Source organism: Lutibaculum baratangense AMV1, assembly GCF_000496075.1.
Taxonomy (GTDB): Bacteria; Pseudomonadota; Alphaproteobacteria; order Rhizobiales; family Tepidamorphaceae; genus Lutibaculum; species Lutibaculum baratangense.
Window position 1 is genome coordinate 226120 of the sequence record NZ_AWXZ01000040.1, and the last position, 23415, is coordinate 249534.

The window sequence follows — 23415 nt, forward strand, 5'->3', positions numbered from 1 at the left end:
GCCTTCGTCCCGAGAGAACAGGTTCAACTATCGGTGGGTCCACTCTGCCAGACAGGATTTTCAGCCCCGTTTTGACTTTCTCGAAAATTCTATCTTTCGCAGAACTTCGCCCGGCACACGGGGCGGGAGCGGGCGCGGGCGGCTTTTCAGCGTTCCTTAAGACGCCTCTGAGACAGTGCCGACGGGTCGGGCACGAGTGTTTGTCTTCAAGAACCCGATCGGAGTGTCGAGTGTCTGCAGGCGCGTTCCTATCATCCTTCAGGCGGGGCATCGTGGCCGCGGTGGCGCCACAGCTGCGCGCCGATCCGGCCGAGTGCCTGCGCCAGGAAACGTTCCTCGCGAGCCAGCTCCTGCTGACCCTGGCGACGCTGCTCGCCTTCCCCGTCTATCTCTACGCCTGGGGCAAGCCCGATGTCGCGGAGGTCGCGGTGTTCGCGCTCTCGCTCGGCCCCGCGCTCTGCGCCCTCCACGTCTCGCGCACCGGCAACCTGGAGCGCGGCGTGGTGCTCGCGGGGGGCGCGGCCGCGCTGCTCGTGACGGCCGTCGTCCTGTCGACCGGCGGGCTCGCTTCGCCGGCGCTCGTCTTCATGGCGGTGCTGCCGGGCCTGATCATGTTCGCGCGGAGCCGGCTGGCGACGGTCGCCGTCGCCGCGGCACCGGTCGCCGCCATCTCGGCCGTCGCCGGCCTGGCGGCCACGGGCGCGGCTGAGGCTGGCCCCGCCCCCGGCGCGGCCCTCACCGCCGCTCTCGCCGCAGCCGCGATGGCCTCGCTCCTCGGCTGGAGCGCGAGGCGGAGCTTCAGCGGGCAGCTCGCGCAGTCCCTCAGCCGCGGCGGCGCGGACGCGGAGCTCCTCGACCATGCGCCCGATCTCGTCGTGAGGCTGCGCCGCAACGGCAATCTTCTCGCCGCGAATGCTGCCGCGCGGCGCCTCCTCGGCCTGGCGCCGGAGGACCTGGCGGGAGAGGGGCTCGTTCGCTGCATCCATGTGCAGGACCGTCCCGTCTACCTGCAGGCGATGGACACGGCCTGGCTCGACGGCTCCGCGACTGCGGGCATCCGGCTCAAGGACGGGGACGGGGCCTTCGAGCAGGTGGAGCTGCGCGTGCGCCGGATCGGCGAGCGGCGCAAGGATGCCGACCTCGTGGGCATGCTCCGGAACGTGCAATCGCAGGTCGAGAGCGAGGCGGCGCTCCGGTCGGCGCTGGCGGCGGCCGAGCGGGCCTCCATAGGCAAGGGGCGGCTGCTGGCCAATATGAGCCACGAGCTGCGCACGCCGCTGAACGCGATTCTCGGCTTCTCGGAGATCCTCGCGACGGAGCTCATGGGCAAGTTCGAGCAGGAGCGTCACCGCGAATACGCGCAGCTGATCCACGACAGCGGCAGCCACCTGCTCGACGTGGTGAACGCGATCCTCGACATGTCGAAGCTCGAGACGGGCCGCTTCCAGGTGTTCCCGGAGCCGTTCCACCTCGACGAGGCGATCAAGGCCTGCCGGCAGCTGATGGAGCCGCAGGCCGCGCAGGGCGGGATCCTGCTCGAGGCCGACGGCCTCGGCCCGGAGGAGGAGGTGACCGCCGATCCGCGCGCGGTGAAGCAGATCCTGCTCAACCTGATGTCGAACGCGATCAAGTTCACGCCGCCGGGCGGCAAGGTGATGGTCGGCGCGTATCGCACCGAGACCGGCGCGGTCGCGCTCTATGTCGCCGACGAGGGCCGCGGGATCGCGCCGGAGGACATCGATCGCCTCGGAGAGCCCTTCGTCCAGCTGAAGACCGGATACGATCACGGCGGGGGCACGGGCCTCGGGCTCTCCGTCGTGCGCGGCCTGGCGCAGCTGCACGACGGCACGATGCGGATCGAAAGCACGCTCGGGCGCGGCACGCGCGTCACGATCGTCCTGCCGCAGGCGGACCGGATGGAGACGGTCGTGCCGGTCCGGCCGGCGCGCGCCGCGACCTTGCGGCCCCCGGTGGACGCGGACCTGCCGGACCGCCTGACCGCATGATCCCGACTTCGATGAAGACAGGACAAGCGTGGTGATACGTTCGATGCTGCGACATCCGTCGCGTCTCATCGGTGCCATGGCCTTCGCCGCCCTGTGGATGGCGACGGCGGTGAATGCGCTGTGGATGCAGGCGGGGCACCACCCGGCCCCGCTCGTGCAGAGCGTGCCGTGGGACGGCCCCGACCTGACTGCCGGGGCCGGAGACGAGCCGTCCCGGCTGCCCGACTACGACCGGGGTCTCGTCCGCGACATACAGAGCGCGCTGGCCGAGCGAGGCTTCTACTCGGGTGAGCTCGACGGCCTCTACGGCCCGGGGACGCAGGCCGCCATCGAGCGCTACGGCGACGCGGCCGCGGGCTCGATCGACCCGCAGCCGACGCCGGCGCTCCTCGCGCACATCCAGCTGTCGGGCATCGACGCCTCGGCGCCGGCCGGCGGCACGGGCCAGGAGCACGCCTCCCTGGAGACCGCGATGCCGGCGCCGGCCGAGCCGAAGCCCCGGCCCGAGGTCCAGGGCGATCCCGCGATCGCGAAGATCCAGCGCGTCCTGGCCGATCTCGGCTATGCGCCCGGCCCGATCGACGGGCAGTGGGGCAACTCGACCAGCGGCGCCATCCGCCGCTTCCAGGCCGATCGCGGGCTCGTGACCACCGGGGAGATGGGCGACGAGGTGCTGGCCGAGCTCTCCCGCGTCTCGGGGGTGGAACTGCGTTAGACGCCGCGCCTCCGAGCGCCCATCCTCGCCCGAGGTCCGAATCGGGGAAGGAACGGAGGGCGGAGTTGCGGGTGAAGTCCGGCGTTTGGGTGGGAGCCTACCTGAGACGGGTCGCGGCCGAGGGCATGTTCGCGGTCGTCGCGAAGAAGGGCGCCGAAGAGGCCGGGGCGATCTTCGTGAAGGTCAACCGGCTCGACGGCACGGCCGAGCTCTACGGCCCCGCGCCCCAGACAGCGTTCGACGAGGGCGAGGCGGACGACCGGCGCTGGCGGGCCATCGTGCCGACGCCCGGAGCTCCAGAGAGCGAGGTCGACGGGCGCCTCGAGCGGGAGAGGCGGTTCGACGGCGACCTCTGGATCGTCGAGATCGACAGCCGCGAGGGTCGGCATCTGCTCGATCCCGTGGTGGAATGAACACCTCGCCCTGGAGCGAGGCGCAGGTCCCCGGGGGTTGTCTCCGCCGCGGTCCGTGCTAGGTGCAGCCTCTTCAAGCTCATCCACACGGGAGACAGACGTTGCCGGACGACATGGCGCTGGGCACGACCACCCCCAAAACGCGCGCGGACACTGCCGGGACGATGCGGGCCGTGCGGCTGACGGGCCCCGGCCAGATCGCCGTCGAGACGGTGGCGATGCCCGAGCCGGGGCCGGGCCAGGTGCGGCTGAAGCTCGAGGGCTGCGGGGTGTGCGCGTCGAATCTCGGCCCGTGGGCGGGGCCGGAGTGGATGCAGTTCCCGACGCCACCGGGCGATCTCGGCCATGAAGGCTGGGGCGTCGTGGACGCGGTCGGCGAGGGCGTGAGCGAGGTTCGGCCGGGCGACCGGGTCGCCGCGCTCAGCTACAACGCCTACGCCGAGTACGACCTGGCCGATGCGGACAAGGTGGTGGGGCTGCCGCCCGCCCTCGACGGACAGCCATTCCCCGGCGAGCCGCTCGGTTGCGCCATGAACATCTTCCGCCGCAGCGATATCCGGGCCGGCCAGACCGTCGCGATCATCGGTATCGGCTTCCTCGGCGCGCTCCTGACGAAGCTCGCGAGCGATGCCGGCGCGCGCGTGATCGCGATCTCGCGCCGTCCCTTCGCGCTTGCGCTCGCGAAGAAGATGGGAGCGGCCGAGACGATCCCGATGGAGGATCACTGGGTGATCATGGAGGAGGTGCGCCAGATGACCGGCGGGGTGTTCTGCGACCGCGTCATCGAGGCCGTCGGCAAGCAGTGGCCGATCGACCTCGCGGGCGAGCTGACGCGAGAGCGTGGCCGCCTCGTCATCGCGGGCTTCCACCAGGACGGGCCGCGACAGGTGAACATGCAGCTGTGGAACTGGCGGGGCCTCGACGTGATCAACGCCCACGAGCGCGACCCGGCCATCTACATGCAGGGCATCCGAGAAGCCGTCGACGCGGTGGCGAGCGGGCGGCTCGACCCGGCGCCGCTCTATACGCACGAGTATCCCCTCGAGCGGCTGGACGAGGCGCTGAACGCCACCCGCGACAGGCCCGACGGCTTCCTCAAGGCGCTGGTGACCTACAAATGAGCGAGGTGCTGGAACGGGCCGGCGGTGAAGCGTCCACGGCGCGGCCGCGACTGGGCTTCCTCGGCGTCGGCTGGATCGGCCGCCACCGCATGGAGGCGGTTCTCGCGACCGGCCAGGCCGACATCGTCGGGATCTCGGATCCTAATCCCGAGATGGCCGGCGCCGCCGCCGAGCTTTCGAAGCAGGCGGAGGTCGTGGGCTCGATCGACGAGCTTCTGGCGCTCGACCTCGACGGCCTCGTGATCGCGACGCCGAGCGCGCTGCACGCCGAGCAGTCGATCCGGGCCCTCGAGGCGGGCGTCGCGGTCTTCTGCCAGAAGCCGCTCGGCCGCACGGCGGCGGAGGCGCGCGCCGTGGTGGATGCGGCGCGGAGCGCCGACCGTCTCCTCGGTGTCGACTTCTCCTACCGCTTCACCGAGGGGATGCGGCGCATCCGCGAACTGATCGCGGGCGGCGAGCTCGGCGAGATCTTCGCCGTCGACCTCGTGTTCCACAACGCCTACGGGCCCGACAAGGACTGGTTCTACGACAAGTCGCGCTCGGGCGGGGGCTGCGTGATGGATCTCGGGGTGCATCTCGTCGATCTCGCCCTCTGGTGCCTCGACTTTCCCGCGGTCGACGACGTGTCGGCGAAACTCTTCGCGGGCGGCAGGCCGCTTCCGGCCGATGCCGCCGAGGTGGAGGACTACGCCACCGCCACTCTCGGACTGGCGAGCGGCACCGCCGTCGACCTCGCGTGCTCCTGGCGCCTGCAGGCGGGCCAGGATGCGATCATCAAGGCGTCCTTCTACGGCACCGGTGGCGGTGCCTCGCTGCGCAATGTCGGCGGCTCGTTCTACGACTTCGTGGCCGAGCGCTACCACGGCACGGCGACCGAGGAGCTGGGCGGCCCGCCCGACGCCTGGGGTGGCCGCGCGGCGGCGGACTGGGCATCGAGGCTGGCGGCGGGGGAGCAGTTCGGTGAGGAGGCCGAGCGGCTCGTCGAGGTGGCGAGCGTTCTCGACCGGGTCTACGGCCGCTGAAGCGCGCGCCGGCCGCGATCGGGCGCGTGTCGCCTCAGCCCCGCGAGCGGGCGCGGTCCCGTACCTCGCCCTGGGCCGGCTGAGCGCCCGTCCGGACCCCCGGCCGCGCGGTCGGCGGATGCCCGGCCACGCCGAGCGGCTCGCGATGGGCGGCGGTGGAGGCCATCGTCGTCCCCTGCCAGACACGGACGAGCCCGAGGGCCGCTTCCGGCGACAGCCTCTCGGCCAGGTCGACCAGCGCGCGGATATGTGCTCCCGAGACGGGACCCTCTTCCGGCGTCGGCATCAGGACGAGGATGCTCGTCAGCTGCGAGACCCCGACCCCTGCCGCACGGCAGATGACGACCGCCGCCTCTCCCGTGGGATCGGCGAGACAGCGCTGCGCCAGCGTGCGCGGCACGCGGAGCGCCGCTGCGAGGTGGCGCGCCATGTCCTGCGGGCGCCGGGAGGCCGCCGCCGCGAAGAGGGTGCTGCCGAGCTCGAGATCGGTCTTCCTCGCCGCGACGCTCTGGGGTGGCGCCTCGGCCGTCCGGCGGCCGGCCCGCTCGATGAGGATCCGGCGGGTCTGCGGCTCCGCCGACCAGAAGAGCCTGGCGAGCGCGGTGAAGCCGAGCTCGCTCCAGGTCACCAGCCGCTCCGTCGCGGCGGGCGAGAGCTCCGGCGTCTCGGCCAGCCGCTCGGCAACGTCGTTCTCGATCGGGCCGGGCTGGCCCGAGAGCATCGCCTCCGCGATCACCGGGTCGCCGCGTCCAGCGAGGGCGAGACGGGTGGCGGGGGACAGATCCGACCGGGCGGCGACGCAGCGCGCCCGCTGGACGTCCCCACCCTCGGCGACCGCCAGCAGCGTCGGCTCGTCGAGCAGAGGACTTTGACGCAGGAGCGTCCCGGCCACCTCCATCACGTCCGCCGCGAACCAGGCGACGATCTCGCGCGGGAGAGCCGCGCTGTGGGCGATGCGGCGGGCGATCTCCGCGCGATCGGCGACGCCCACCCGCGGGAGAAGGGCGAGGAACAGCTGGGTGAAGTGCCGGGGCAGCGGCGAGGCGGGTGCGCGGGCATGGGTGAAGACCAGCGCGACCAGCATGTCGAGCGTCTCCCGCGCGGACGTGGAGGCGGGCGGCTTCGCCTGTGCCTCCGCGAAGGCTCTCTTCATCTCCTCGTCCGATGCGACGTCCATGTGCTCAAGCGTCCCCTGCTGCCCACACTCCGAGAATAAGGTGCAATCCGTTAGCAGTCTGTTAACCCTGTTGGCGGGAAGAAAGAAGGTGAGGGGCAGTGATCCCGTAAGGGAAGAAGCCCCGGCTGCACGCAAGCGCAGGAGGGCGAGCGAATGGCAGCTGCACTGTTGAACTTCGAACCGGCGAAGCGCCGGGCGCAGGAAGAAAGGCCACATCGCGCGGCGTGGCAGGGGGAGGCGGAAATCCTCTTCTTCACCGGCGTGCGCATCGAGCGGTGGACCGAGGAGGCGCCGGTCCGCCCGCGCCCGGACGCCGAGCAGGCGGGCTGACGCGGACGGGCACGTAGAGGACGACGAACCAACCCATGCGGCTGACCGCACCGACCGCGCTCGTGGGGGCGATCACCGCGGCAATACTCGCCGGCTGCGCCGCGCCGACGGGCGATTTCGGGCGACCCGCGCCGTCCTACGTGAACGACACGGTCTACCCCGCCGTCGGCGCGCGCCTCGCGCGCCTGCGCGAGGACCCGGTTTCCTCGTTCGCGATGACCGACGCGGAGGAGGAGCTGCGCGACCGCACCTACCGCTTCGTCATGCCGATCCACCGATACGGCTTCCTCGCGAGGAGCCGCACCGAACTCGTGCGCACGCGGCTGTGGTCCGACGAGATCTATGCGGTCGATCCCGCGGCGTATTACCGGCACCTGCGCGGCGAGCGATTCCGCTCCGAGATCGGACGGTACAACGCCATGATCGACGAGATCAGGGCGGACACCGACCTCATCGGCCCCTACCTGGCGGTCGTGGAGCAGGTCTACCGCGCCGACGCGGCGCGCCTCATGTCGCTCGACCGGGTGCGGGGATTGACGGCGGAGGAGGAGGACGACGCGATCGCGCGGGTCTACGAGAACCGGCGGGTCGTGACGTGGGCGGTGGCCGCGCTCCGGTGGCGGGTCGCGTCATACGCGTTCGCGCTCGAGCGCAGCCGCATCGAGATACCCTCCGAGAGGGCGTTCGACACGGAGCTCGTCCTCTACGATCTCCAGAGGCGCGTCGACGAGCTGGCGGCGGAAGTGGCGAGGCTGAGCTACGATCCCGCCGCGCGGCCGCTCGTCACGAAGGGTTGATGGCGCAGCCTCAGTCCGGTCCGAGGCAGAGCGGCCAGTCGACGATCCGGTCCTCCAGATCCTCCTCCGGCACATCCGCCTCGCGCACCGTCCGCCCCCGCACCGACATGCCGGCGAGGTGGACGGATTCCGCCGTGCCGGACACGAGAGGGTGCCACCAGGGCAGGTCCGCCCCTTCCTGCAGGCGGCGATAGGCGCAGCTCGGCGGCAGCCACGACAGCTCGTCGAGGCGCTGCGGCGTGAGCTTCACGCAGCTCGGGATCACGGCCTGCCTGTTCTCGTAATCCGTGCAGCGGCACGTGCCCTCGTCGAGAAGGCGGCAGGCGACGTCGGTGGCGTAGATCTCGCCCGTGTCCTCGTCCTCGAGCTTCAGGAGGCAGCAGCGACCGCAACCGTCGCACAGCGATTCCCACTCCGCGCGCGTCATGTCGCCGAGGCGCTTCGTCTTCCAGAATGGCAGCTCGTCCGATACGGGACCGTTCATGGCTCGCGCGATTAACTCTCGGTTCAGGCGTCGCATACCCGCACTTGCGTGAAGCTGCTAAAATCGTCAAGAACCGACACCCCGTTATGCCGGGCGGCGAAGGCGGTCGTTTCCCTCCGCGAGGATGACCACGTGCGTGATCTCTTCCGTTCGATTGCAGGCTCCAGGCGCTGGACGCGGCTGAAGGAGAACCTGCTCGCCTTCGACTCGTGGCTCGACAGCTTCTTCTACGGCGTGCTCGAGAGCGGGCGACGCTCGGTCGAAGGCTATTCGGCGCGGCTGGAGCGGCTAAAAGTCAAGGGGCCCGCGCGGGCGGTGACCGAGCTCGCCTCCGACGCGATGACGGTGGGAGCCGGCGGCGCGGTGCTCATGCTCGCCCTCGCCCTGCCGGCCTTCGACGAGACCTCCACGGACTGGCGCTCGACCCAGGAATACTCGGTGACGTTCCTCGACCGGTACGGCAACGAGATCGGGCGGCGCGGCGTCCTGCACAACGCCACCGTGCCGCTCGAGGAGATCCCCGACCACATGATCAAGGCGACGCTCGCCACCGAGGACCGTCGCTTCTACGAGCATTTCGGCATCGACGTGCTCGGCACGGCGCGCGCCCTGATCGAGAACATGCGGGCGAACGGCGTGGTCCAGGGCGGCAGCTCGATCACCCAGCAGCTCGCCAAGAACCTGTTCCTCTCGAACGAGCGCACCATCGAGCGGAAGATCAAGGAGGCCTTCCTCGCCGTCTGGCTCGAGGTCAACCTGACGAAGAACGAGATCCTGAAGCTCTATCTCGATCGCGCCTACATGGGGGGTGGCACGTTCGGCGCCGACGCCGCGGCCGAGTTCTACTTCGGCAAGTCCGTGCGCGACATCAACCTCGCCGAAGCCGCGATGCTCGCCGGCCTCTTCAAGGCGCCCGGCCGATATGCGCCTCATATCGACCTGCCTGCCGCGCGGGCGCGGGCGAACGAGGTGCTGCAGAACCTCGTTCAGGCGGGGTTCATGACGGAGGGGCAGGTCTACGCCGCCCGCCGCAACCCCGCCACGCCGATAGAGCGCGGCGGCAACACCGCGCCGGACTATTTCCTCGACTGGGCCTTCGAGGAAGCCAAGCGCCTCTCCAGGGGACGCTCCTTCACGCTGACCGCGAAGACGACGCTCGATCCGGCGCTGCAGCGGGCCGCGGAGGAGGCGGTGACCGACAATCTGCGCCAGCACGGCGAGCGCTACGACGCCCAGCAGGCCGCGCTCGTGTCGATGGAGCCCGACGGCATGGTGCGGGCGCTCGTCGGCGGAAGGGACTACGGCGAGAGCCAGTTCAACCGCGCGACGGCCGCGTTGCGGCAGCCGGGCTCGTCCTTCAAGGCCTATGTCTACGCCGCCGCGCTCATGAACGGCTATACGGCCGACAGCGTGGTGCTGGACGGCCCCATCACCATCGGCAACTGGTCGCCGCGGAACTACGGGCGCTCCTATCGCGGCAACGTCACGCTGATGACGGCGCTCACGCTGTCGATCAACACGGTCCCGGTGCGGCTCGCGCAGAAGATCGGCCGCGACACGATCGTGGAGACGGCGGAGAAGATGGGCGTGCGGACGCCGCTGCGCATCAGCCGGGCGCTGGAACTCGGCGTCTCGGAGGTCACCGTGCTCGACCAGGCCTCCGGCTACGCCTCGATGGCGAACGGTGGGTTCCATGTCGATCCCTACGGCATCACCGAGCTGCGCAACGGCGAGGGCACCGTGATCTATCGCCACGACCGGGACGAGAAGAAGCCGGAACAGGTGCTGCCGCCACCGGCGGTGGCCGACATGAACCGCATGCTGCACAACGTGGTTGAGAACGGCACGGGGCGGCGCGCGCTCCTGAACGGGATCCCGGCCGCGGGCAAGACAGGCACCAGCCAGTCCTACCGCGACGCGTGGTTCATCGGCTTCACCGGCAACTACGTCACGGCCGTCTGGATGGGCAAGGACAACTTCACCTCGACGAACCGGATGACCGGCGGCTCGCTCCCCGCCATGGTCTGGCAGCAGTACATGACATACGCCCACCAGGGCATCGAGCTGAAGCCGATCCCGGGGCTCGACGGGCCGATCGGGCAGACCCCGCCGGCCGTGGCGGACGCCGAGCTCGGCGCCGAGAGGCGCGACGGGCTCACGCTGTCGCGGCAGTCGCAGAGCCTGCTGTTCGAGATCGAGCGCATGATGCGGGAGGCGGCGCCGGTGGCGATGCCCGAGAGCCTTTCCTCGGCCTCCCTGGAGGCGGATGCCGAGGAGGAGCGCACGGCCCGCTACGAGGCGCAGGCCTTGCCGAGCGAGCGATAGCCGGCGGACAGATGTCGATCATCGGTTCCAGCGGCGCGTTCCGGGGCCTGCGCAGCTTCGTGACCAGGGGCGGCAGAGGCGCCCGGCGCGGCACGTTCACGCCGCTGGCGGCCGTGCTCATCGTCGTCGTCGCGGCCGCGCTCGGCATCGGCAGCGCGTGGTGGGCGATCGACAGCGACGTCAGCCTCGAGCGCGTGACCGTCGGCGTGTGGACCTCCTGGCCCACCGCCGGGCAGGATCACGCCGATCCTTACCTCCAGGCGCGCCTTGCGCGTTCCGGCGAGCTCGTCATGAGCAGGGCGGAAGGAGCCTCGCTGACGGCGCACACGGACGAAAGCGGCGAGCCGCTTCTGGCGACCTGCACCTACGAGATCGCGGGGCGCATTCCGGGCGCCCAGTGGTGGACGCTGACCGTCTACCGCGAGGAGGATCTGAGCCTGATGCGGACCCCGGCCGAGCGAACGTCCTTCCGGTCGGACCTCGTTCTGCGGAACCGCGACGACAGCATCCTCGTCACGATGTCTCCTCGCGCGCGCCCCGGAAACTGGCTGCCCGTCGATCCGGATGCGGGGGAGGTACGGCTGGTGCTGCGTCTCTACGACACGCCGATCGCGACGGGGGGCAAGCTCACCGACGTCGAACTGCCGACGGTGGAGCGTCGCTCGTGCGAATAGGCGCTCTCGTCGTCGCCGGCGCCATCACGCTCGTGCTGGCCGCGATCATCCACCTCGCGACCGTCATGGCGGTCCCGTACACGGCCCCACGCGACGCCTGGTCCCGGCTCGCCGGCCTGATGGAAGAGGAGCGGGTTGCCCGGCTCCCGCCGGCACGGCCGGGCGAGGAGATCCTGCCCCTGCTCGATCCCAACCTCGTCTACGGCGTCTGCCGCTTCGACGTGAGCGAGGGGCCGTTCGCGATCAGCGCGCCGATGCCGCCCGCCTACTGGGCGATCTCCCTGCAGACGCCCCGCGGGCACGTCTTCTACGCGATCGACGACGAGGCGGCTCTCGACGGCGCGCTGGAGATCGAACTGAGATCGCCGGAGGCGATGCGCCGCTATCAGCTCGCGCGCGCCGGCGAGGTGGGGCCGGTGATCGCGGTGGAGGCGCCTTCGGCCACCGGATACGTCCTCATGCGCGCGCTCGTCGGGCGGGGCGCCCGCCGAGAGGTTCTCGAAGCGATGATGGACGACACGTTCTGCGGCCAGATCGAGGAAACGGCTCTGCCGGAGCCCGAGGCGACCCCGGAGCCGGAGCGTCCGCGCTTCCCGTTCCCGCCGCCGCGGCCGGAGATGCCGGGCCGCGACTGACCGTGGACGGATTTTGACCTCCCGCGGGAGGCGGCCGACCGAAGTGGTTACGGAAGTCCCAATTTTTGCAGGTGCGAGGGTCGCGCGCGGTGCATCGCTGCGTTGCAGCATTCCCCGGTACTCCTAGGGCGCGAGGAGGACTACCTAATGTCTCGAACGGGGACGGTCCCCGGGACTTCGCAACTGCACCTGAACGGAACGAACCAATGTCCGCCTACCGCCGTCACGACACGGCCATCGACATCACCCGTATTGAAGCCGAGGCTCACGCCATGCGTTCTGCTGTTATCGCCCAGGCCGGCGCCAATCTCGTGCGCCGCTTCACGTCCTTCGTCTCCACGATCGCCCAGACGTTCGCGGATGCCCGCCGTATGGATGCCACCTATCGTGAGCTGTCGCTCATGACCGATCGCGAGCTTCGCGACATGGGCATCACCCGCGCCGACATCCCGGCCGTCGTCGCCGGCACCTACACCCGTCCGGCCGTCGAGCCGGTGGCCGTCGCGCCGGTCCAGACGACCCGCCCGGTCGCGGAGAACGACGACCTGCGCATCGCCGCCTGAGCGGCAGCGCCACGACGACATTGGTCCGCGCGGGGGCATGACCCCCGCCACGGACCGCGACGGGACGGACGAGGGGCCGCGACACAAGCGGCCTTTCGTCCGTCCCGTAGCCGTTTCCGGAGGCGCTGCCGCCCGCCGCGCCCGGCCTCGGCCGCCCATTGCGGTCCGGTCGATCCGACGTGGCCGAGGTGACGCGCTGTCGCGCGCGCCGTCCGCCGTGATTATTCCGCGCGCTCGAACCGGGCGAAGAGCCCCTGGTTGGGGCAGAAGGCCGGCGCGTCCCCGCGCGGCTCCCCTGCAAGATACGCCTCGCACTCCGCCGTCGACCGGCAACCCCGGCATCGCTCGATCGCCGCTCGGAGCGCCCCGCCGCGACCGTCGGCCGCCAGAGCCGCGACGTCGACACCGAGCCGCTCGACCATCCGGCCGAACCGCAATGCCCTGCGGTCTTCCTGCTCGATTGCTTCCCGGACGACACTCATCGCCGACTCTCCCCGCATCGTGTGGACCGCCGAGCATCCGCCCGCCGATCCGCGCGTGCCTTGACGCACGTCAAGGCAGAGAGGGCGGTAGCCCGGAGGGGGAGGGGAGGGGAGCGCCCTCGCCGCCGCACCGCCTCCTGAAAGTACGGTACGGGGCGGAACCTTCTTGAAAGCGCCACATTCCTGATCGGTGGCTGAACAGAAGCGGGAGCAGTGCACATGACCCAAGCGGCGGAAGAAGACGCGGGCGACCGCATCAACCCCACGGTCTTCTACGGATCCGCCGTCGCTATCGTCGCCTTCGCCCTCTTCGTCATGATCTTCACTGACGCCGCGAATGCCGCGATCGGCGCGGCGCTCGGCTGGATCTCGAACAGCTTCGGCTGGTTCTACTTCATCGCCGTGGTGATCTACCTGGCTTTCGTGGTCGCCGTGGGCCTCTCGCGCTTCGGCAAGATCAGGCTCGGCCCCGAGCACTCGCGCCCGGAGTTTCCGCTGCTGACCTGGGCGGCGATGCTGTTTGCCGCCGGCATCGGCATCGATCTTCTCTTCTACTGCGTGGTCGAGCCCGTCACGCAGTTCCTCGCGCCGCCCGAAGGCGACCCCGAGACGGTGGCCGCCGCGCGGCACGCGATGCAGCTCACGTTCTTTCACTGGGGTATCTCGGGCTGGGGCATCTACACGCTCGTCGGCATGTCGCTTGCCTATTTCAGCTACCGGCACGGCCTGCCGCTGACGATCCGCTCCGCTCTCTTCCCGATCTTCGGCAACCGGATCGAGGGCTGGATCGGCCACCTCGTCGACATCGCCGCCGTGCTGGGCACGGTGTTCGGCATCGCGACGAGCCTCGGCATCGGCATCATCCAGCTGACCTACGGCCTCGAATACATGTTCGGGATCCCCGACAACCAGCTGACCCAGGCGACGCTGGCGGTGGCGATCGTCGCCTTTGCCGCGCTTTCGGCGGCGACGGGCGTGGAGCGCGGCATCCGCCGGCTGTCGGAGTTCAACATGCTCCTCGCCGTGCTGCTCGTCCTGTTCGTGCTGTTGGTCGGCGAGACGCGCTTCCTCCTGAACGCGCTCGTGATGAATGTCGGCGACTACGTCACCGGCTTCGCGGGAATGTCGTTCAACACCTATGCCTTCGACCCGCCGACCGACTGGCTGAACGCGTGGACCGTCTTCTTCTGGGCCTGGTGGATCGCCTGGGGGCCGTTCGTCGGGCTCTTCCTCGCCCGCATCTCGCGCGGCCGCACGATCGGCCAGTTCGTGGCGGGAACGCTTCTGCTGCCGCTCGGCTTCATGATGGTCTGGATGTCCGTCATGGGAAACAGCGCCATCGGCATGATCATGGAGGGCGCCGCCGGCTTCGGCGAGGCGGCGATGGAGAATCCGGGCTCTTCGATCTATCTCTTCCTCGAGACCCTGCCGTGGACGGCGCTGACGACAATCGCGACGACGATCCTCGCCATCGTCTTCTTCGTGACGTCGGGCGATTCGGGCTCGCTCGTGCTCTCGAACTTCACCTCGGTCCTGAAGGACCCCAACAGCGACGCGCCGGTGTGGATGCGCATCGTCTGGGCGGTGATCATCGGCCTCCTGACGGTCGCGCTGCTCTTCGCCGACGGGCTCGGGGCGCTGCAGAGCACGACCGTCATCATGGGCCTGCCCTTCTCGATCGTGCTCTTCCTCGTGATGGCGGGGCTCTTCAAGGCGCTGAGGGTCGAGGCGCTGAAGGAGAAGAGCCACGTCCACAGCCTCTCGGCCTATCTCTCCGGCCGCACGAGCCCGGCCGTCCATCCGGGTGCCGAGAGCTGGGCGCAGCGGCTCGAGCGCGCGGTGAGCTATCCCACGCGGCGGGAGGCCATCGACTTCCTGCGCGACACGGCGCGGCCCGCCATGGAGGCGATCCGCGGCGAGCTCGAGCCGAAGGGGATGGGCGTCGCGATCGAGGAGGAGACCGACGGCGACACGCGCCTGACGCTCAGGATCTCGCACGAGGACGCGGAGGACTTCGTCTACCAGCTCTGGCTCCGCCGCTCGATGGTGCCGAGCTTCGTGCCCCGCGCCCAGAGCGAGAGCGCCGCCTACTACCGCGCCGAGGTGTGCCTGTTCGAGGGCGGCCAAGGCTACGACGTGATGGGCTATACCCGCGAGCAGCTGATCGACGACATGCTCGACCAGTACGAGAGACACCTCGCCTTCCTGCACATGCAGGCGCGCGAGGTGGGCCGCACGGGCGTGCTGCCGGACGACGATGCCGCTCCCGGCAAGGCCGGCTGAGGCCCGACGCCCCCCGCGACACGAGAACAGCAGGAGCCGATGGAATGGCCGCACAAGCCTTCGACGAGGAGTTCGACTTCGTGGTGGTCGGCGCCGGATCGGCCGGATCGGTGCTCGCCGACCGGCTGAGCGCCGACGGCACGAACAGGGTGCTCGTCCTCGAATTCGGGGGCAGGGACAACTCGATTTACATCCAGATGCCGACCGCCTTCTCGATCCCGCTCGGCATGAAGCGCTTCGACTGGGGCTACCATTCCGAGCCCGAGCCGGGGCTCAAGGGCCGGCGCATCCACCAGGCGCGCGGCAAGGTGATCGGCGGCTCGTCCTCGATCAACGGCCTCGCCTATGTCCGTGGCAATGCCGGCGACTTCGACGAGTGGGAGGAGCACGGCGCGGCGGGCTGGGGCTACCGCCACGTCCTGCCCTATTTCGTGCGCGCGGAGGACTGCCTCTACGGCGCCGACGAGTATCGCGGCGCGGGCGGCCCGCTCGGCACGAACAACGGCAACAACATGGAGAACCCGCTCTACCGCGCCTTCATCGAGGCGGGGCGGCAGGCGGGCTACGGCGAGACGCGCGACTATAACGGCTACCGGCAGGAGGGCTTCTGCCGGATGGACATGACGGTGCGCAACGGCGTCCGGTGCTCGACGGCGAACGCCTACCTCAAGCCCGCGATGACGCGGGCGAATCTCGACGTGAAGACGCACGCGCTGACGACGCGCATCCTCTTCGAGGGCAGGCGCGCCGTCGGGGTCGAGTACCGGCGCGGCGGCGAGACGCGGCGCGCGAAGGCGAGGGGAGAGGTGATCCTCTCGGCCTCGAGCTTCAACTCGCCGAAGCTCCTGATGCTGTCGGGCGTGGGGCCGGCCGCGCACCTGAAAAGCCACGGCATCGACGTCCTGCACGACCTGCCGGGCGTCGGCCGCAACCTGCAGGACCATCTCGAGGTCTGGGTGCAGCAGCTCTGCACGCAGCCGATCACGCTGAACCGGCGGCTCGGCCTCGTCGGCCAGGGCCTGATCGGCGCGCGCTGGCTTCTCACGAAGACCGGGCTCGGCATCAGCAACCAGTTCGAGTCGAACGGCTACATCCGAACGCGGGCCGGCCTGCGCTTTCCCGACCTCCAGTACCATTTCCTCGCCGGCGCGATCTCCTATGACGGCAAGCCCGCGACCAAAGGCGACGGCTTCCAGGTGCATCTCGGCCACAACAAGCCGAAGAGCCGCGGCTATGTCGAGCTTTCCTCGCGCGACGCGGAGGCGCAGCCGAAGATCGTCTTCAACTACCTCTCCGAGGAGGAGGACAAGGAAGGCTTCCGCGCGGGGCTTCGCCTGACGCGCGAGATCTTCGCGCAAGGGGCCTTCGACCCCTATCGCGGCGACGAGCTCTCGCCCGGCAGGGACGTGACGACCGACGACGAGATCGACGACTGGGTGGCGGAGACGGCCGAGACCGCCTACCACCCGGCCGGCAGCTGCCGGATGGGGACGGACGAGATGGCCGTCGTCGACCCCGAATGCCGGGTCCACGGGATCGAGGGCCTGCGCGTCGTCGATTCCTCGATCATGCCGACGCTGACGAACGGCAACATCAACGCGCCGACGATCATGATCGGCGAGAAGGGCGCCGACCTCCTGCTCGGCCGCGAGCCGCTGCCGCCCTCCGACGCGCCGTCCTGGGTGGCGCCGGACTGGGAGACGAAGCAGCGGACGGGGAAGCCGGAGCGGCGGTAGGGGGAGGCGCGCTCAAGCGGCACTCGATCTCCGTTTCGGATATTGCGTTTATTCGCGCCACACCTCATATCTGTCATGCGGAGGTGAAGGACATGAGCGTGCTCCTGGATCGCGACGACACGATCATTCCGGACGAGGCCGAGACGGAGCTTGCCGTCGAGCTCAGCCGTGCGCTGTCGCTGCGCAAGAACGGCCCTCTTCGCGTGCGACTGGACGATGGAACGGAATTGGCCCTGCCGCGCTCGGCATCGCGGCTGCTGGAGCATCTGTTGGCCGAGATGTCGCGCGGGAATGCGGTGACCCTCATCCCGGTTCATGCCGAGCTGACGACGCAGGAGGCCGCGGACTTCCTGAATGTCTCCCGCCCGTACCTGATCAAGCTCCTGGAGAGCGGGGACGTGCCCTACCACAAGATCGGCACGCACAGGCGGGTGCGCTTCGCGGATCTGGAAGCCTACCGCCGACAGATCGAAAGCCGGCGCAACAGGGCCATGGACGATCTCGCGGACCAGGCGCAGGATCTGGAGCTGGGATATTAGGTCGTCGAGCTACACCGTCCTGCTCGACGCCAATGTTCTCTACCCGGCGCCTCTTCGGGACATTCTGCTCGAACTCTCCGCGAGGGGCCTGTTCCGGGCCAAGTGGACCTCGCAGATCAACCGGGAGTGGATCGAAGCCCTGCTCGAGCACCGGCCCGACATCGAGCGGGCCAAGCTGCTGAGGACATGCGCTCTGATGGAAGAGGCGGTGCCCGATTGCCTGATCACGGGATACGAAGCGCTCACGGAAGCCCTGACCCTTCCGGATCCGGATGACAGGCACGTGCTGGCAGCCGCGATCGTCGGAAAGTGCAGCGCGATCATCACGAGGAACGTGCGGGACTTTCCGCGAGCGACGCTCGCCTCCTACGACATCGAGGCGATGCACCCCGACGACTTCATCCACCACCAGGTGGGGCTGGACCGGGCCGCGGTGATCGTATCCGCCCGAAACTGCCGCATGCGGTTGCGCAATCCCCCATCGTCGGCCGAGCAGTATGTCGAGACGCTCAGGCGCCAAGGCCTCCCCAAGACCTGCGCCGAACTCGCCGAATATGTCTCGATCATCTGATCGTTACGGGGTTTGCGACCCGCGTTGCATCGTCCTGTTGGAGCACCGTGCTTGCGCCCGCGAGAGCCTCTACCGCTCGCTCTCGGCCAGCGGCAACCCGGAGTTCGCGACGGTGCTGAAGGTGCTCAAGGCGTTCGGCCTGCGGCTGGAGGCGACGCCGGAGAGCGAGCGCGAGGGGGCTTGAGCGGCGGGGGTTCCAAGGCTCACGCCTCCCACGGCGCCTTGCGGGTGGCGCGGGCGCGGCGCCTGCGCTTGACCGCGCGGCGCTGGTGCGCCGCCCGTGGTCCTGTCTCCCGTCATGGCCGGCAGAGCAAGGAGCGCAAACTATTTTTGGTTCCCTAGGGTAAGCAACGGGGGTACTGTAGAAATCGGCTGACGAGCGGCTTGCCGACTTCCAGCATTGCCGTTCCTCGGGCGTCTCGTGACTTGTGCTTTGCGCGCAACATGGAGGATCGGGATGGCGGATCTTCAATGGACGATCCAGGGTCGCGAATTCATCAACTGCAATTGCGACTATGGTTGCCCCTGCCAGTTCAACAGTCGTCCAACCCATGGAAACTGCCATGCGGTGGTGGCCGTCATCATCGAGAAGGGCCATCACGGGGACGTGCGGCTCGACGGGCTGAGGATAGCGGCCATCGCCACCTGGCCGGGGGCGATCCACGAGGGGCACGGCGCGATCGTGCCGATCGTGGACGAGCGGGCCTCCGCCGAGCAGAGAGAGGCGCTGCTCCGGATCATGAGCGGCGAGGACACGGAGCCCGGTGCGACGTTCTTCCAGGTCTTCTCCACGACGTTCGAGACGATCCACGAGCCGGTCTTCGCGCCCATCGATCTCGAGGTGGACGTGCAGGGCAGGCTGGCGAGGCTTTCGGTGCCCGGATGGATCGACGCCCGGGGGGAGCCGATCAGGAACCCCGTCACGGGCGAAGCCCACCAGGCGAGGATCGATCTGCCCCACGGCTTCGAGTACTCGATCGCCGAAGTGGGGCGGGGCTGGGCGAAGACGGCTGGACCGATCAGCCACGCCCTCGACGACTCGCACGCCCACTTCGCCGAGCTTCACATGACGCAGAGCGGCGTCGTGCGGTAGCGCGATGGCCGCGCCGTCCGTCGACTGGGCGCTTCGCCACGAGCGGCACGTCATCCTGATCGCGATCGGAGGCGTGGCCGCCCTGGCGTGGGCGTACATCGTGTGGCTCGCTCTCCACATGGACATGGGAGGCGAGCGCCTCGGGCAGATGTCCGGCATGATGATGCCGGATATCACGGGCTGGGCACCGCTCGACTTCGCGGAGATGTGGGCGATGTGGGCCGTGATGATGGTGGGCATGATGCTGCCATCCGTCGCGCCGATGGCGCTCGTCTATGCGCGGGTCGAGGAGCATGCGCGGGCGCAGGGCAAGGCCTTCGCCTCGGTCGGATGGTTCCTCTCCGGCTATCTCGCGGCATGGGCGGGCTTCTCCGTCTTCGCGACCCTCGCCCAGTGGGCGCTCGAGCGGGCGGCCCTCATGTCTCCCATGTCGATGGCCCTTGCCGCCGAGGCCGGTGGCGTCGTACTGGTCGCTGCGGGCCTCTATCAGTGGACGCCCCTGAAGGAGGCGTGCCTTGCGCAGTGCCAGGCGCCGCTCGTCTTCATCCAGCGGCACGGCGGCTTCCGACGGACGGTCGGCGGGTCCTTCCAGCTCGGCTTCACGCACGGGCTCTACTGCATCGGATGCTGCTGGGCGCTCATGGCGCTGCTCTTCGTGGCCGGCGTGATGAACCTCCTGTGGGTGGCGGTGATCGCGATCTTCGTGCTCCTCGAGAAGGTGGTGCCGTGGGGCAGGACGCTGTCGCGGCTGGCGGGTGCGGCGCTGGTGGCGGCGGGGGCCGTCCTCCTGCTCCACTGAGCGCTTCCTCGCCGGCGCGTCGCCCTGGCCTCGACGCCCGCGATGCGGGCTTCCGGCGCCGGCAGAGAATCATAGGAATTATATCCTTGACAGCGTGACGCTGGTCCTGTAGGGTCTCTGCAACATCGACAATTGCGCCTGACGAGGTCGCCGGTTCCGCCGGCGGCCTTTTCGTTTGGGCGGTGCGCGGGGAGGCGGTCGAATGGCGCAGGAGGCGGAGCCGTTCGATCGCTGGGACCTGATCCGCCGGCTCTACGAGGGCGAGGTGCTGACGCTGCCGGAGATCGGCGCGCTGGCCGGGCTGAAGGCGCGCTCGATCACGGGGGCGGCGGCCAGGGAGCGCTGGAACCGGCGGCAGCCCGGCGGGCGGCTCGGGCCCGACCCGCACATGCAGGCGCTGAGCCGGGTGGCCGGCGCGGGTGGCGCGGGTGGCTGTGACGCGGAGCCGGCGCTCGACCGCGCGGCTTTGGTGCGGCGGCTATGGGCGGCGATCGAGCGCCACATGGAAGACGAGGAGGCGGGGCTGCACGGCAGCGACCCGCGCTGGCCACAGACCCTCGACACGCTGGTGCGCACGGTGGAGCGGCTGAGCGCGATGGCGCCGGCGGGCGGCGAGGGGTCGCAGGTTTCCGCGCCCGACGCGGAGGCGCTGCGGGCGGAGCTGCTGCGGCGGATCGAGGGGCTGGCGCGGGGGTGAGGGGGGCGGCGGAGGTCCGTCGTGGGGCCCCTGGGTCCTGAACCAAGTTCAGGACGACACAGAATTCGTGGCGCGGCTGTGCGGCTCGCCGCAGCAGTTCCCGGGCTCGACCCGGGGTCCGGGGCGGCTTGTGACGGCGGATCTTTGGACATCGTTGGGAGAGCGGGGCCGTGCCGGAGGCGGATGTGACGGAGCGGCTGCGGGGTGCGCTTCGCGAGGCGGCGGCGCGCGGGGAGGCCGAGGCGCTGCTTCGGGCGCTGTCGCCCGGGGAGCTGACGCGGCTCGAACGCGACTGGGCGCTTTGGGCGCGGGGCGCGCAGCTGCCGCCGCCGGGGGACTGGCGGGTCTGGCTGATCCTCGGCGGGCGCGGCGCGGGCAAGACGCGGGCGGGCGCCGAATGGGTGCGGTCGCTCGCGCTGTCGGACAAGGCGGCGCGCATCGCGCTCGTGGCCGAGACGTTCAAGGACGCCCGCGAGGTGATGGTGGAGGGCGTGTCGGGGCTTCTCTCGGTGCATGGGGCCGAGGAGCGGCCGAGGTTTCTCTCCAGCCGGCATCGGCTCGAATGGCCGGGCGGGGCGGTGGCGGAACTGTTCTCGGCCGAGGACCCGGAGGCGCTGCGCGGGCCCCAGTTCTCAGCCGCCTGGTGCGACGAGGTGGCGAAATGGGCGAAGGGCCGCGACACCTGGGACATGCTGCAGTTCGGCCTGCGGCTGGGGGCGCGGCCGCGTGCGCTCGCCACGACGACGCCGCGGCCGGTGCCGCTCCTGAAGGAGCTTCTGGCGCGGCCCGACGTGGCGGTGACGCGCATGGCGACGGCGGAGAACGAGGGCAACCTGGCGACGGGCTTCGTGCAGGCGATGCGGGCGCGCTATGGCGGCACGCGGCTCGGCCGGCAGGAGCTCGACGGCGAGCTGATCGAGGACCGCGAGGACGGGCTGTTCCCGCGCGCGGTGATCGAGGCGGCCCGGGTGGAGCGGGCGCCGGAACTCGCCCGGGTCGTGGTGGCGGTCGACCCGCCGGCGGGCGCCGGCGCGACATCGGACGCGTGCGGGATCGTCGCGGCCGGCGAGGCGGAGGGCGCCGTCTACGTGCTGGCGGATGCGAGCGCGCGGGGGCTTCGCCCCGACGCCTGGGCGCGGCGGGCGGTGGAGCTCTACGAGCGAATGAAGGCCGACCGGCTCGTCGCCGAGGCGAACCAGGGCGGCGAGATGGTGGCCGCCGTGCTGCGCCAGGTCGATCCGGGCCTGCCGCTGACGCTCGTTCACGCGACGCGGGGGAAGTGGCTCAGGGCCGAGCCGGTGGCGGCGCTCTACGAGCAGGGCCGCGTGCGCCATGTCGGCGCGTTTCCCGAGCTCGAGGACGAGATGTGCGACTTCGGCCCGGGCGGCCTGAGCGGCGGGGGCAGCCCCGACCGGCTCGACGCGCTCGTCTGGGCCGTGACGGCGCTGGCACTGGGGCGTCCCGAGCCGAGGGTGCGGAGACTGTAGCGCCTCTCGAACACCAGGAGACATCAATGGCAGGTTTCACCGACGCGGTGCGGCGGCTGTGGGGGCGTGCGCCGGAGGCGAAGGCCTCGGCCGCGGCGCGGCTCGTGGCGCTGCATTCGGCCGGGCGGCCGCAATGGACGCCGCGCGACTACCGGGCGCTGGCGCGCGAGGGCTACCAGCGGAACGCCGTCGTCTACCGGGCGGTGCGGATCGTCTCGGAGGCGGCGGCGTCGCTGCCCTGGCTCCTGAGCGAGGGCGGCAGCGAGATCGAGGCGCATCCGCTGCTCGACCTCTTGGCGCGGCCGAATGCGAGGCAGTCGGGCGGGGAGCTGATGGAGGCGGTCTACGGCCACCTCATGCTCGCCGGCAACGCCTACCTCGAGGCCGTGGAGGCCGGCGGCGAGGTGCGCGAGCTCCACGCGCTGAGGCCCGACCGGATGCGCGTCGTGCCGGGCGCCGACGGCTGGCCGGAGGCCTACGAATACGACGTCGGCGGGCGGAAGATCCGCTTCGAGCAAAGCGGGCGGCAGGCGCCGATATTGCACCTGACGCTCTTCCACCCGACCGACGACCATTACGGGCTGTCGCCGCTCGAGGCGGCGCAGGTGGCGCTCGACGTGCACAATGCCGCGTCGGCCTGGAACAAGGCGCTGCTCGACAACGCGGCGAGGCCCTCGGGCGCGCTCGTCTACACGGCCGAGAACGGGCTTCTCGCGAGGGAGCAGTACGAGCGGCTGAAGGCCGAGCTCGAGGAGCAGTTCGCAGGCGCCCGCAATGCCGGCCGGCCGCTGTTGCTCGAGGGCGGGCTCGACTGGCGCGCGATGGGGCTCGCGCCGAAGGACATGGACTTCATGGAGGCAAAGAACGGCGCGGCGCGCGAGATCGCGCTCGCCTTCGGCGTGCCGCCGATGCTGCTCGGGATCCCCGGCGACAACACCTATGCGAACTACCGCGAGGCGAACCGCACGCTGTGGCGCCAGACCGTGCTGCCGATGGCGAGCCGGGTGGCGCGGGGGATCGCGCAGTGGCTGGCGCCCGGCTTCGGCACGCTCGACCTCGCGCACGACCTCGACGCGGTGCACGCGCTCGCCGAGGACCGGGAGTCGCTGTGGCGCCGGGTGAGCGCCGCCGACTTCCTGTCGGACGACGAGAAGCGGCAGGCAGTCGGCTACGGCATTCGGGAGGGCGGGTGAATGGACGCGCTTCAGAGCGTGATCGAGCGCGGCGACCTCGCCCATCTCGCGCTCTTCCTGTGGGCGAGCGGGACGAGCGGTCTGCTCGTCTGGACGCTGAAGGAGCTCGCGGCCTGCAACCGCCGCTTCAACGACTTCGTGACCGAGATCGCGCGGCTGAATGCGATGTTCCGACGGGACGGGAGAGAGGGATGACGTGGCTGATCGAGGTGGTGGGCAGGGGCCGGCGCGACCATCGCGCCGTGTTCCGAGAGTTTGCCGAGCACGTGGCGG

25 protein-coding genes are annotated in these 23415 nt (G+C 70.2%); 22 read left to right on the plus strand and 3 right to left on the minus strand.

Features of this window, described 5'->3' with window-relative positions:
* Positions 1 to 230 precede the first annotated feature (230 nt).
* The 5 genes from N177_RS18835 to N177_RS18855 all read left to right on the plus strand — a co-directional run bounded on the left by N177_RS18835 (position 231) and on the right by N177_RS18855 (position 5277).
* Entirely contained in the window at positions 231 to 2006 is a 1776-nt protein-coding gene (locus N177_RS18835) for a PAS domain-containing sensor histidine kinase (RefSeq protein ID WP_152527965.1), read from the plus strand.
* Positions 2007 to 2049: 43 nt separating this feature from the next.
* Positions 2050 to 2721 carry a peptidoglycan-binding domain-containing protein gene (locus N177_RS18840; RefSeq protein WP_040486171.1) on the plus strand — a complete coding sequence of 224 codons (672 nt, stop codon included), beginning with the start codon at positions 2050 to 2052 and terminating at the stop codon, positions 2719 to 2721.
* Positions 2722 to 2786: 65 nt separating this feature from the next.
* On the plus strand, positions 2787 to 3134 hold the full coding sequence (locus N177_RS18845; protein WP_023434014.1) for a DUF1491 family protein: 348 nt from the start codon (positions 2787 to 2789) through the stop codon (positions 3132 to 3134).
* 164 nt (positions 3135 to 3298) lie between these two features.
* Positions 3299 to 4255: an MDR/zinc-dependent alcohol dehydrogenase-like family protein gene (locus N177_RS18850; RefSeq protein WP_040486251.1), complete on the plus strand. Its 957-nt coding sequence runs from the start codon at positions 3299 to 3301 to the stop codon at positions 4253 to 4255.
* A complete protein-coding gene (locus tag N177_RS18855; protein WP_040486172.1) occupies positions 4252 to 5277 on the plus strand; it encodes a Gfo/Idh/MocA family protein in 1026 nt (341 codons plus the stop codon). The genes N177_RS18850 and N177_RS18855 overlap by 4 nt, the downstream gene beginning before the upstream one ends.
* A gap of 34 nt (positions 5278 to 5311) precedes the next feature.
* Here N177_RS18855 and N177_RS18860 read toward each other — a convergent pair whose 3' ends face one another.
* A complete protein-coding gene (locus N177_RS18860) occupies positions 5312 to 6454 on the minus strand; it encodes a DUF2336 domain-containing protein (protein ID WP_023434017.1) in 1143 nt (380 codons plus the stop codon).
* Positions 6455 to 6607: 153 nt separating this feature from the next.
* Here N177_RS18860 and N177_RS21755 point away from each other — a divergent pair, with 153 nt between their 5' ends.
* Positions 6608 to 6784 (plus strand): hypothetical protein, encoded by a 177-nt coding sequence (locus N177_RS21755; protein ID WP_023434018.1) that lies wholly within the window; start codon positions 6608 to 6610, stop codon positions 6782 to 6784.
* 35 nt (positions 6785 to 6819) lie between these two features.
* Positions 6820 to 7581: a hypothetical protein gene (locus N177_RS18865; protein ID WP_023434019.1), complete on the plus strand. Its 762-nt coding sequence runs from the start codon at positions 6820 to 6822 to the stop codon at positions 7579 to 7581.
* A 10-nt stretch (positions 7582 to 7591) separates the two neighbouring features.
* Here N177_RS18865 and N177_RS18870 read toward each other — a convergent pair whose 3' ends face one another.
* A complete protein-coding gene (locus N177_RS18870) occupies positions 7592 to 8065 on the minus strand; it encodes a YcgN family cysteine cluster protein (protein WP_023434020.1) in 474 nt (157 codons plus the stop codon).
* A 132-nt stretch (positions 8066 to 8197) separates the two neighbouring features.
* Here N177_RS18870 and N177_RS18875 point away from each other — a divergent pair, with 132 nt between their 5' ends.
* The 4 genes from N177_RS18875 (at position 8198) to N177_RS22415 (ending at position 12262) form a co-directional block, all read left to right on the plus strand.
* Positions 8198 to 10390: a transglycosylase domain-containing protein gene (locus N177_RS18875; RefSeq protein ID WP_023434021.1), complete on the plus strand. Its 2193-nt coding sequence runs from the start codon at positions 8198 to 8200 to the stop codon at positions 10388 to 10390.
* An 11-nt stretch (positions 10391 to 10401) separates the two neighbouring features.
* Entirely contained in the window at positions 10402 to 11064 is a 663-nt protein-coding gene (locus tag N177_RS18880) for a DUF1214 domain-containing protein (RefSeq protein WP_023434022.1), read from the plus strand.
* On the plus strand, positions 11055 to 11699 hold the full coding sequence (locus N177_RS18885; RefSeq protein WP_023434023.1) for a DUF1254 domain-containing protein: 645 nt from the start codon (positions 11055 to 11057) through the stop codon (positions 11697 to 11699). Before N177_RS18880 ends, N177_RS18885 begins: the two co-directional genes overlap by 10 nt.
* Before the next feature lie 206 nt (positions 11700 to 11905).
* Positions 11906 to 12262: an RSP_7527 family protein gene (locus N177_RS22415; RefSeq protein ID WP_023434024.1), complete on the plus strand. Its 357-nt coding sequence runs from the start codon at positions 11906 to 11908 to the stop codon at positions 12260 to 12262.
* Between the two features lie 221 nt (positions 12263 to 12483).
* Here N177_RS22415 and N177_RS18895 read toward each other — a convergent pair whose 3' ends face one another.
* Positions 12484 to 12744: a DUF6455 family protein gene (locus N177_RS18895; RefSeq protein WP_040486173.1), complete on the minus strand. Its 261-nt coding sequence runs from the start codon at positions 12742 to 12744 to the stop codon at positions 12484 to 12486.
* Between the two features lie 219 nt (positions 12745 to 12963).
* On the opposite strand from N177_RS18895, the gene betT reads away from it, so the two are divergent.
* From betT to N177_RS18950, 11 genes are all read left to right on the plus strand, one after another.
* Positions 12964 to 15027, plus strand: coding sequence for a choline BCCT transporter BetT (gene betT, locus N177_RS18900; RefSeq protein ID WP_023434026.1), 2064 nt, complete (start codon positions 12964 to 12966; stop codon positions 15025 to 15027).
* Positions 15028 to 15071: 44 nt separating this feature from the next.
* Positions 15072 to 16763 (plus strand): choline dehydrogenase, encoded by a 1692-nt coding sequence (gene betA / locus N177_RS18905; RefSeq protein WP_023434027.1) that lies wholly within the window; start codon positions 15072 to 15074, stop codon positions 16761 to 16763.
* A 92-nt stretch (positions 16764 to 16855) separates the two neighbouring features.
* Positions 16856 to 17302 (plus strand): helix-turn-helix domain-containing protein, encoded by a 447-nt coding sequence (locus tag N177_RS18910; protein WP_040486174.1) that lies wholly within the window; start codon positions 16856 to 16858, stop codon positions 17300 to 17302.
* 19 nt (positions 17303 to 17321) lie between these two features.
* Positions 17322 to 17873, plus strand: a complete 552-nt coding sequence (locus N177_RS18915; RefSeq protein ID WP_280113399.1) for a PIN domain-containing protein — start codon at positions 17322 to 17324, stop codon at positions 17871 to 17873.
* A gap of 37 nt (positions 17874 to 17910) precedes the next feature.
* Complete coding sequence (locus N177_RS18920; RefSeq protein WP_023434030.1) at positions 17911 to 18057, plus strand: helix-turn-helix domain-containing transcriptional regulator; 147 nt, start codon at positions 17911 to 17913, stop codon at positions 18055 to 18057.
* 273 nt (positions 18058 to 18330) lie between these two features.
* Positions 18331 to 18966, plus strand: a complete 636-nt coding sequence (locus tag N177_RS18925) for a DUF1326 domain-containing protein (protein ID WP_040486177.1) — start codon at positions 18331 to 18333, stop codon at positions 18964 to 18966.
* Between the two features lie 4 nt (positions 18967 to 18970).
* On the plus strand, positions 18971 to 19765 hold the full coding sequence (locus tag N177_RS18930; protein WP_023434032.1) for a DUF2182 domain-containing protein: 795 nt from the start codon (positions 18971 to 18973) through the stop codon (positions 19763 to 19765).
* A 202-nt stretch (positions 19766 to 19967) separates the two neighbouring features.
* Complete coding sequence (locus tag N177_RS18935) at positions 19968 to 20462, plus strand: hypothetical protein (protein WP_023434033.1); 495 nt, start codon at positions 19968 to 19970, stop codon at positions 20460 to 20462.
* Positions 20463 to 20659: 197 nt separating this feature from the next.
* Positions 20660 to 21949 (plus strand): DNA-packaging protein, encoded by a 1290-nt coding sequence (locus tag N177_RS18940; RefSeq protein WP_040486256.1) that lies wholly within the window; start codon positions 20660 to 20662, stop codon positions 21947 to 21949.
* A gap of 26 nt (positions 21950 to 21975) precedes the next feature.
* The gene (locus N177_RS18945; protein WP_023434035.1) at positions 21976 to 23142 is read left to right on the plus strand and encodes a phage portal protein; all 1167 of its coding nucleotides are present in this window, start codon (positions 21976 to 21978) and stop codon (positions 23140 to 23142) included.
* Positions 23143 to 23337, plus strand: coding sequence for a hypothetical protein (locus tag N177_RS18950; RefSeq protein WP_023434036.1), 195 nt, complete (start codon positions 23143 to 23145; stop codon positions 23335 to 23337).
* Positions 23338 to 23415: the final 78 nt, after the last annotated feature.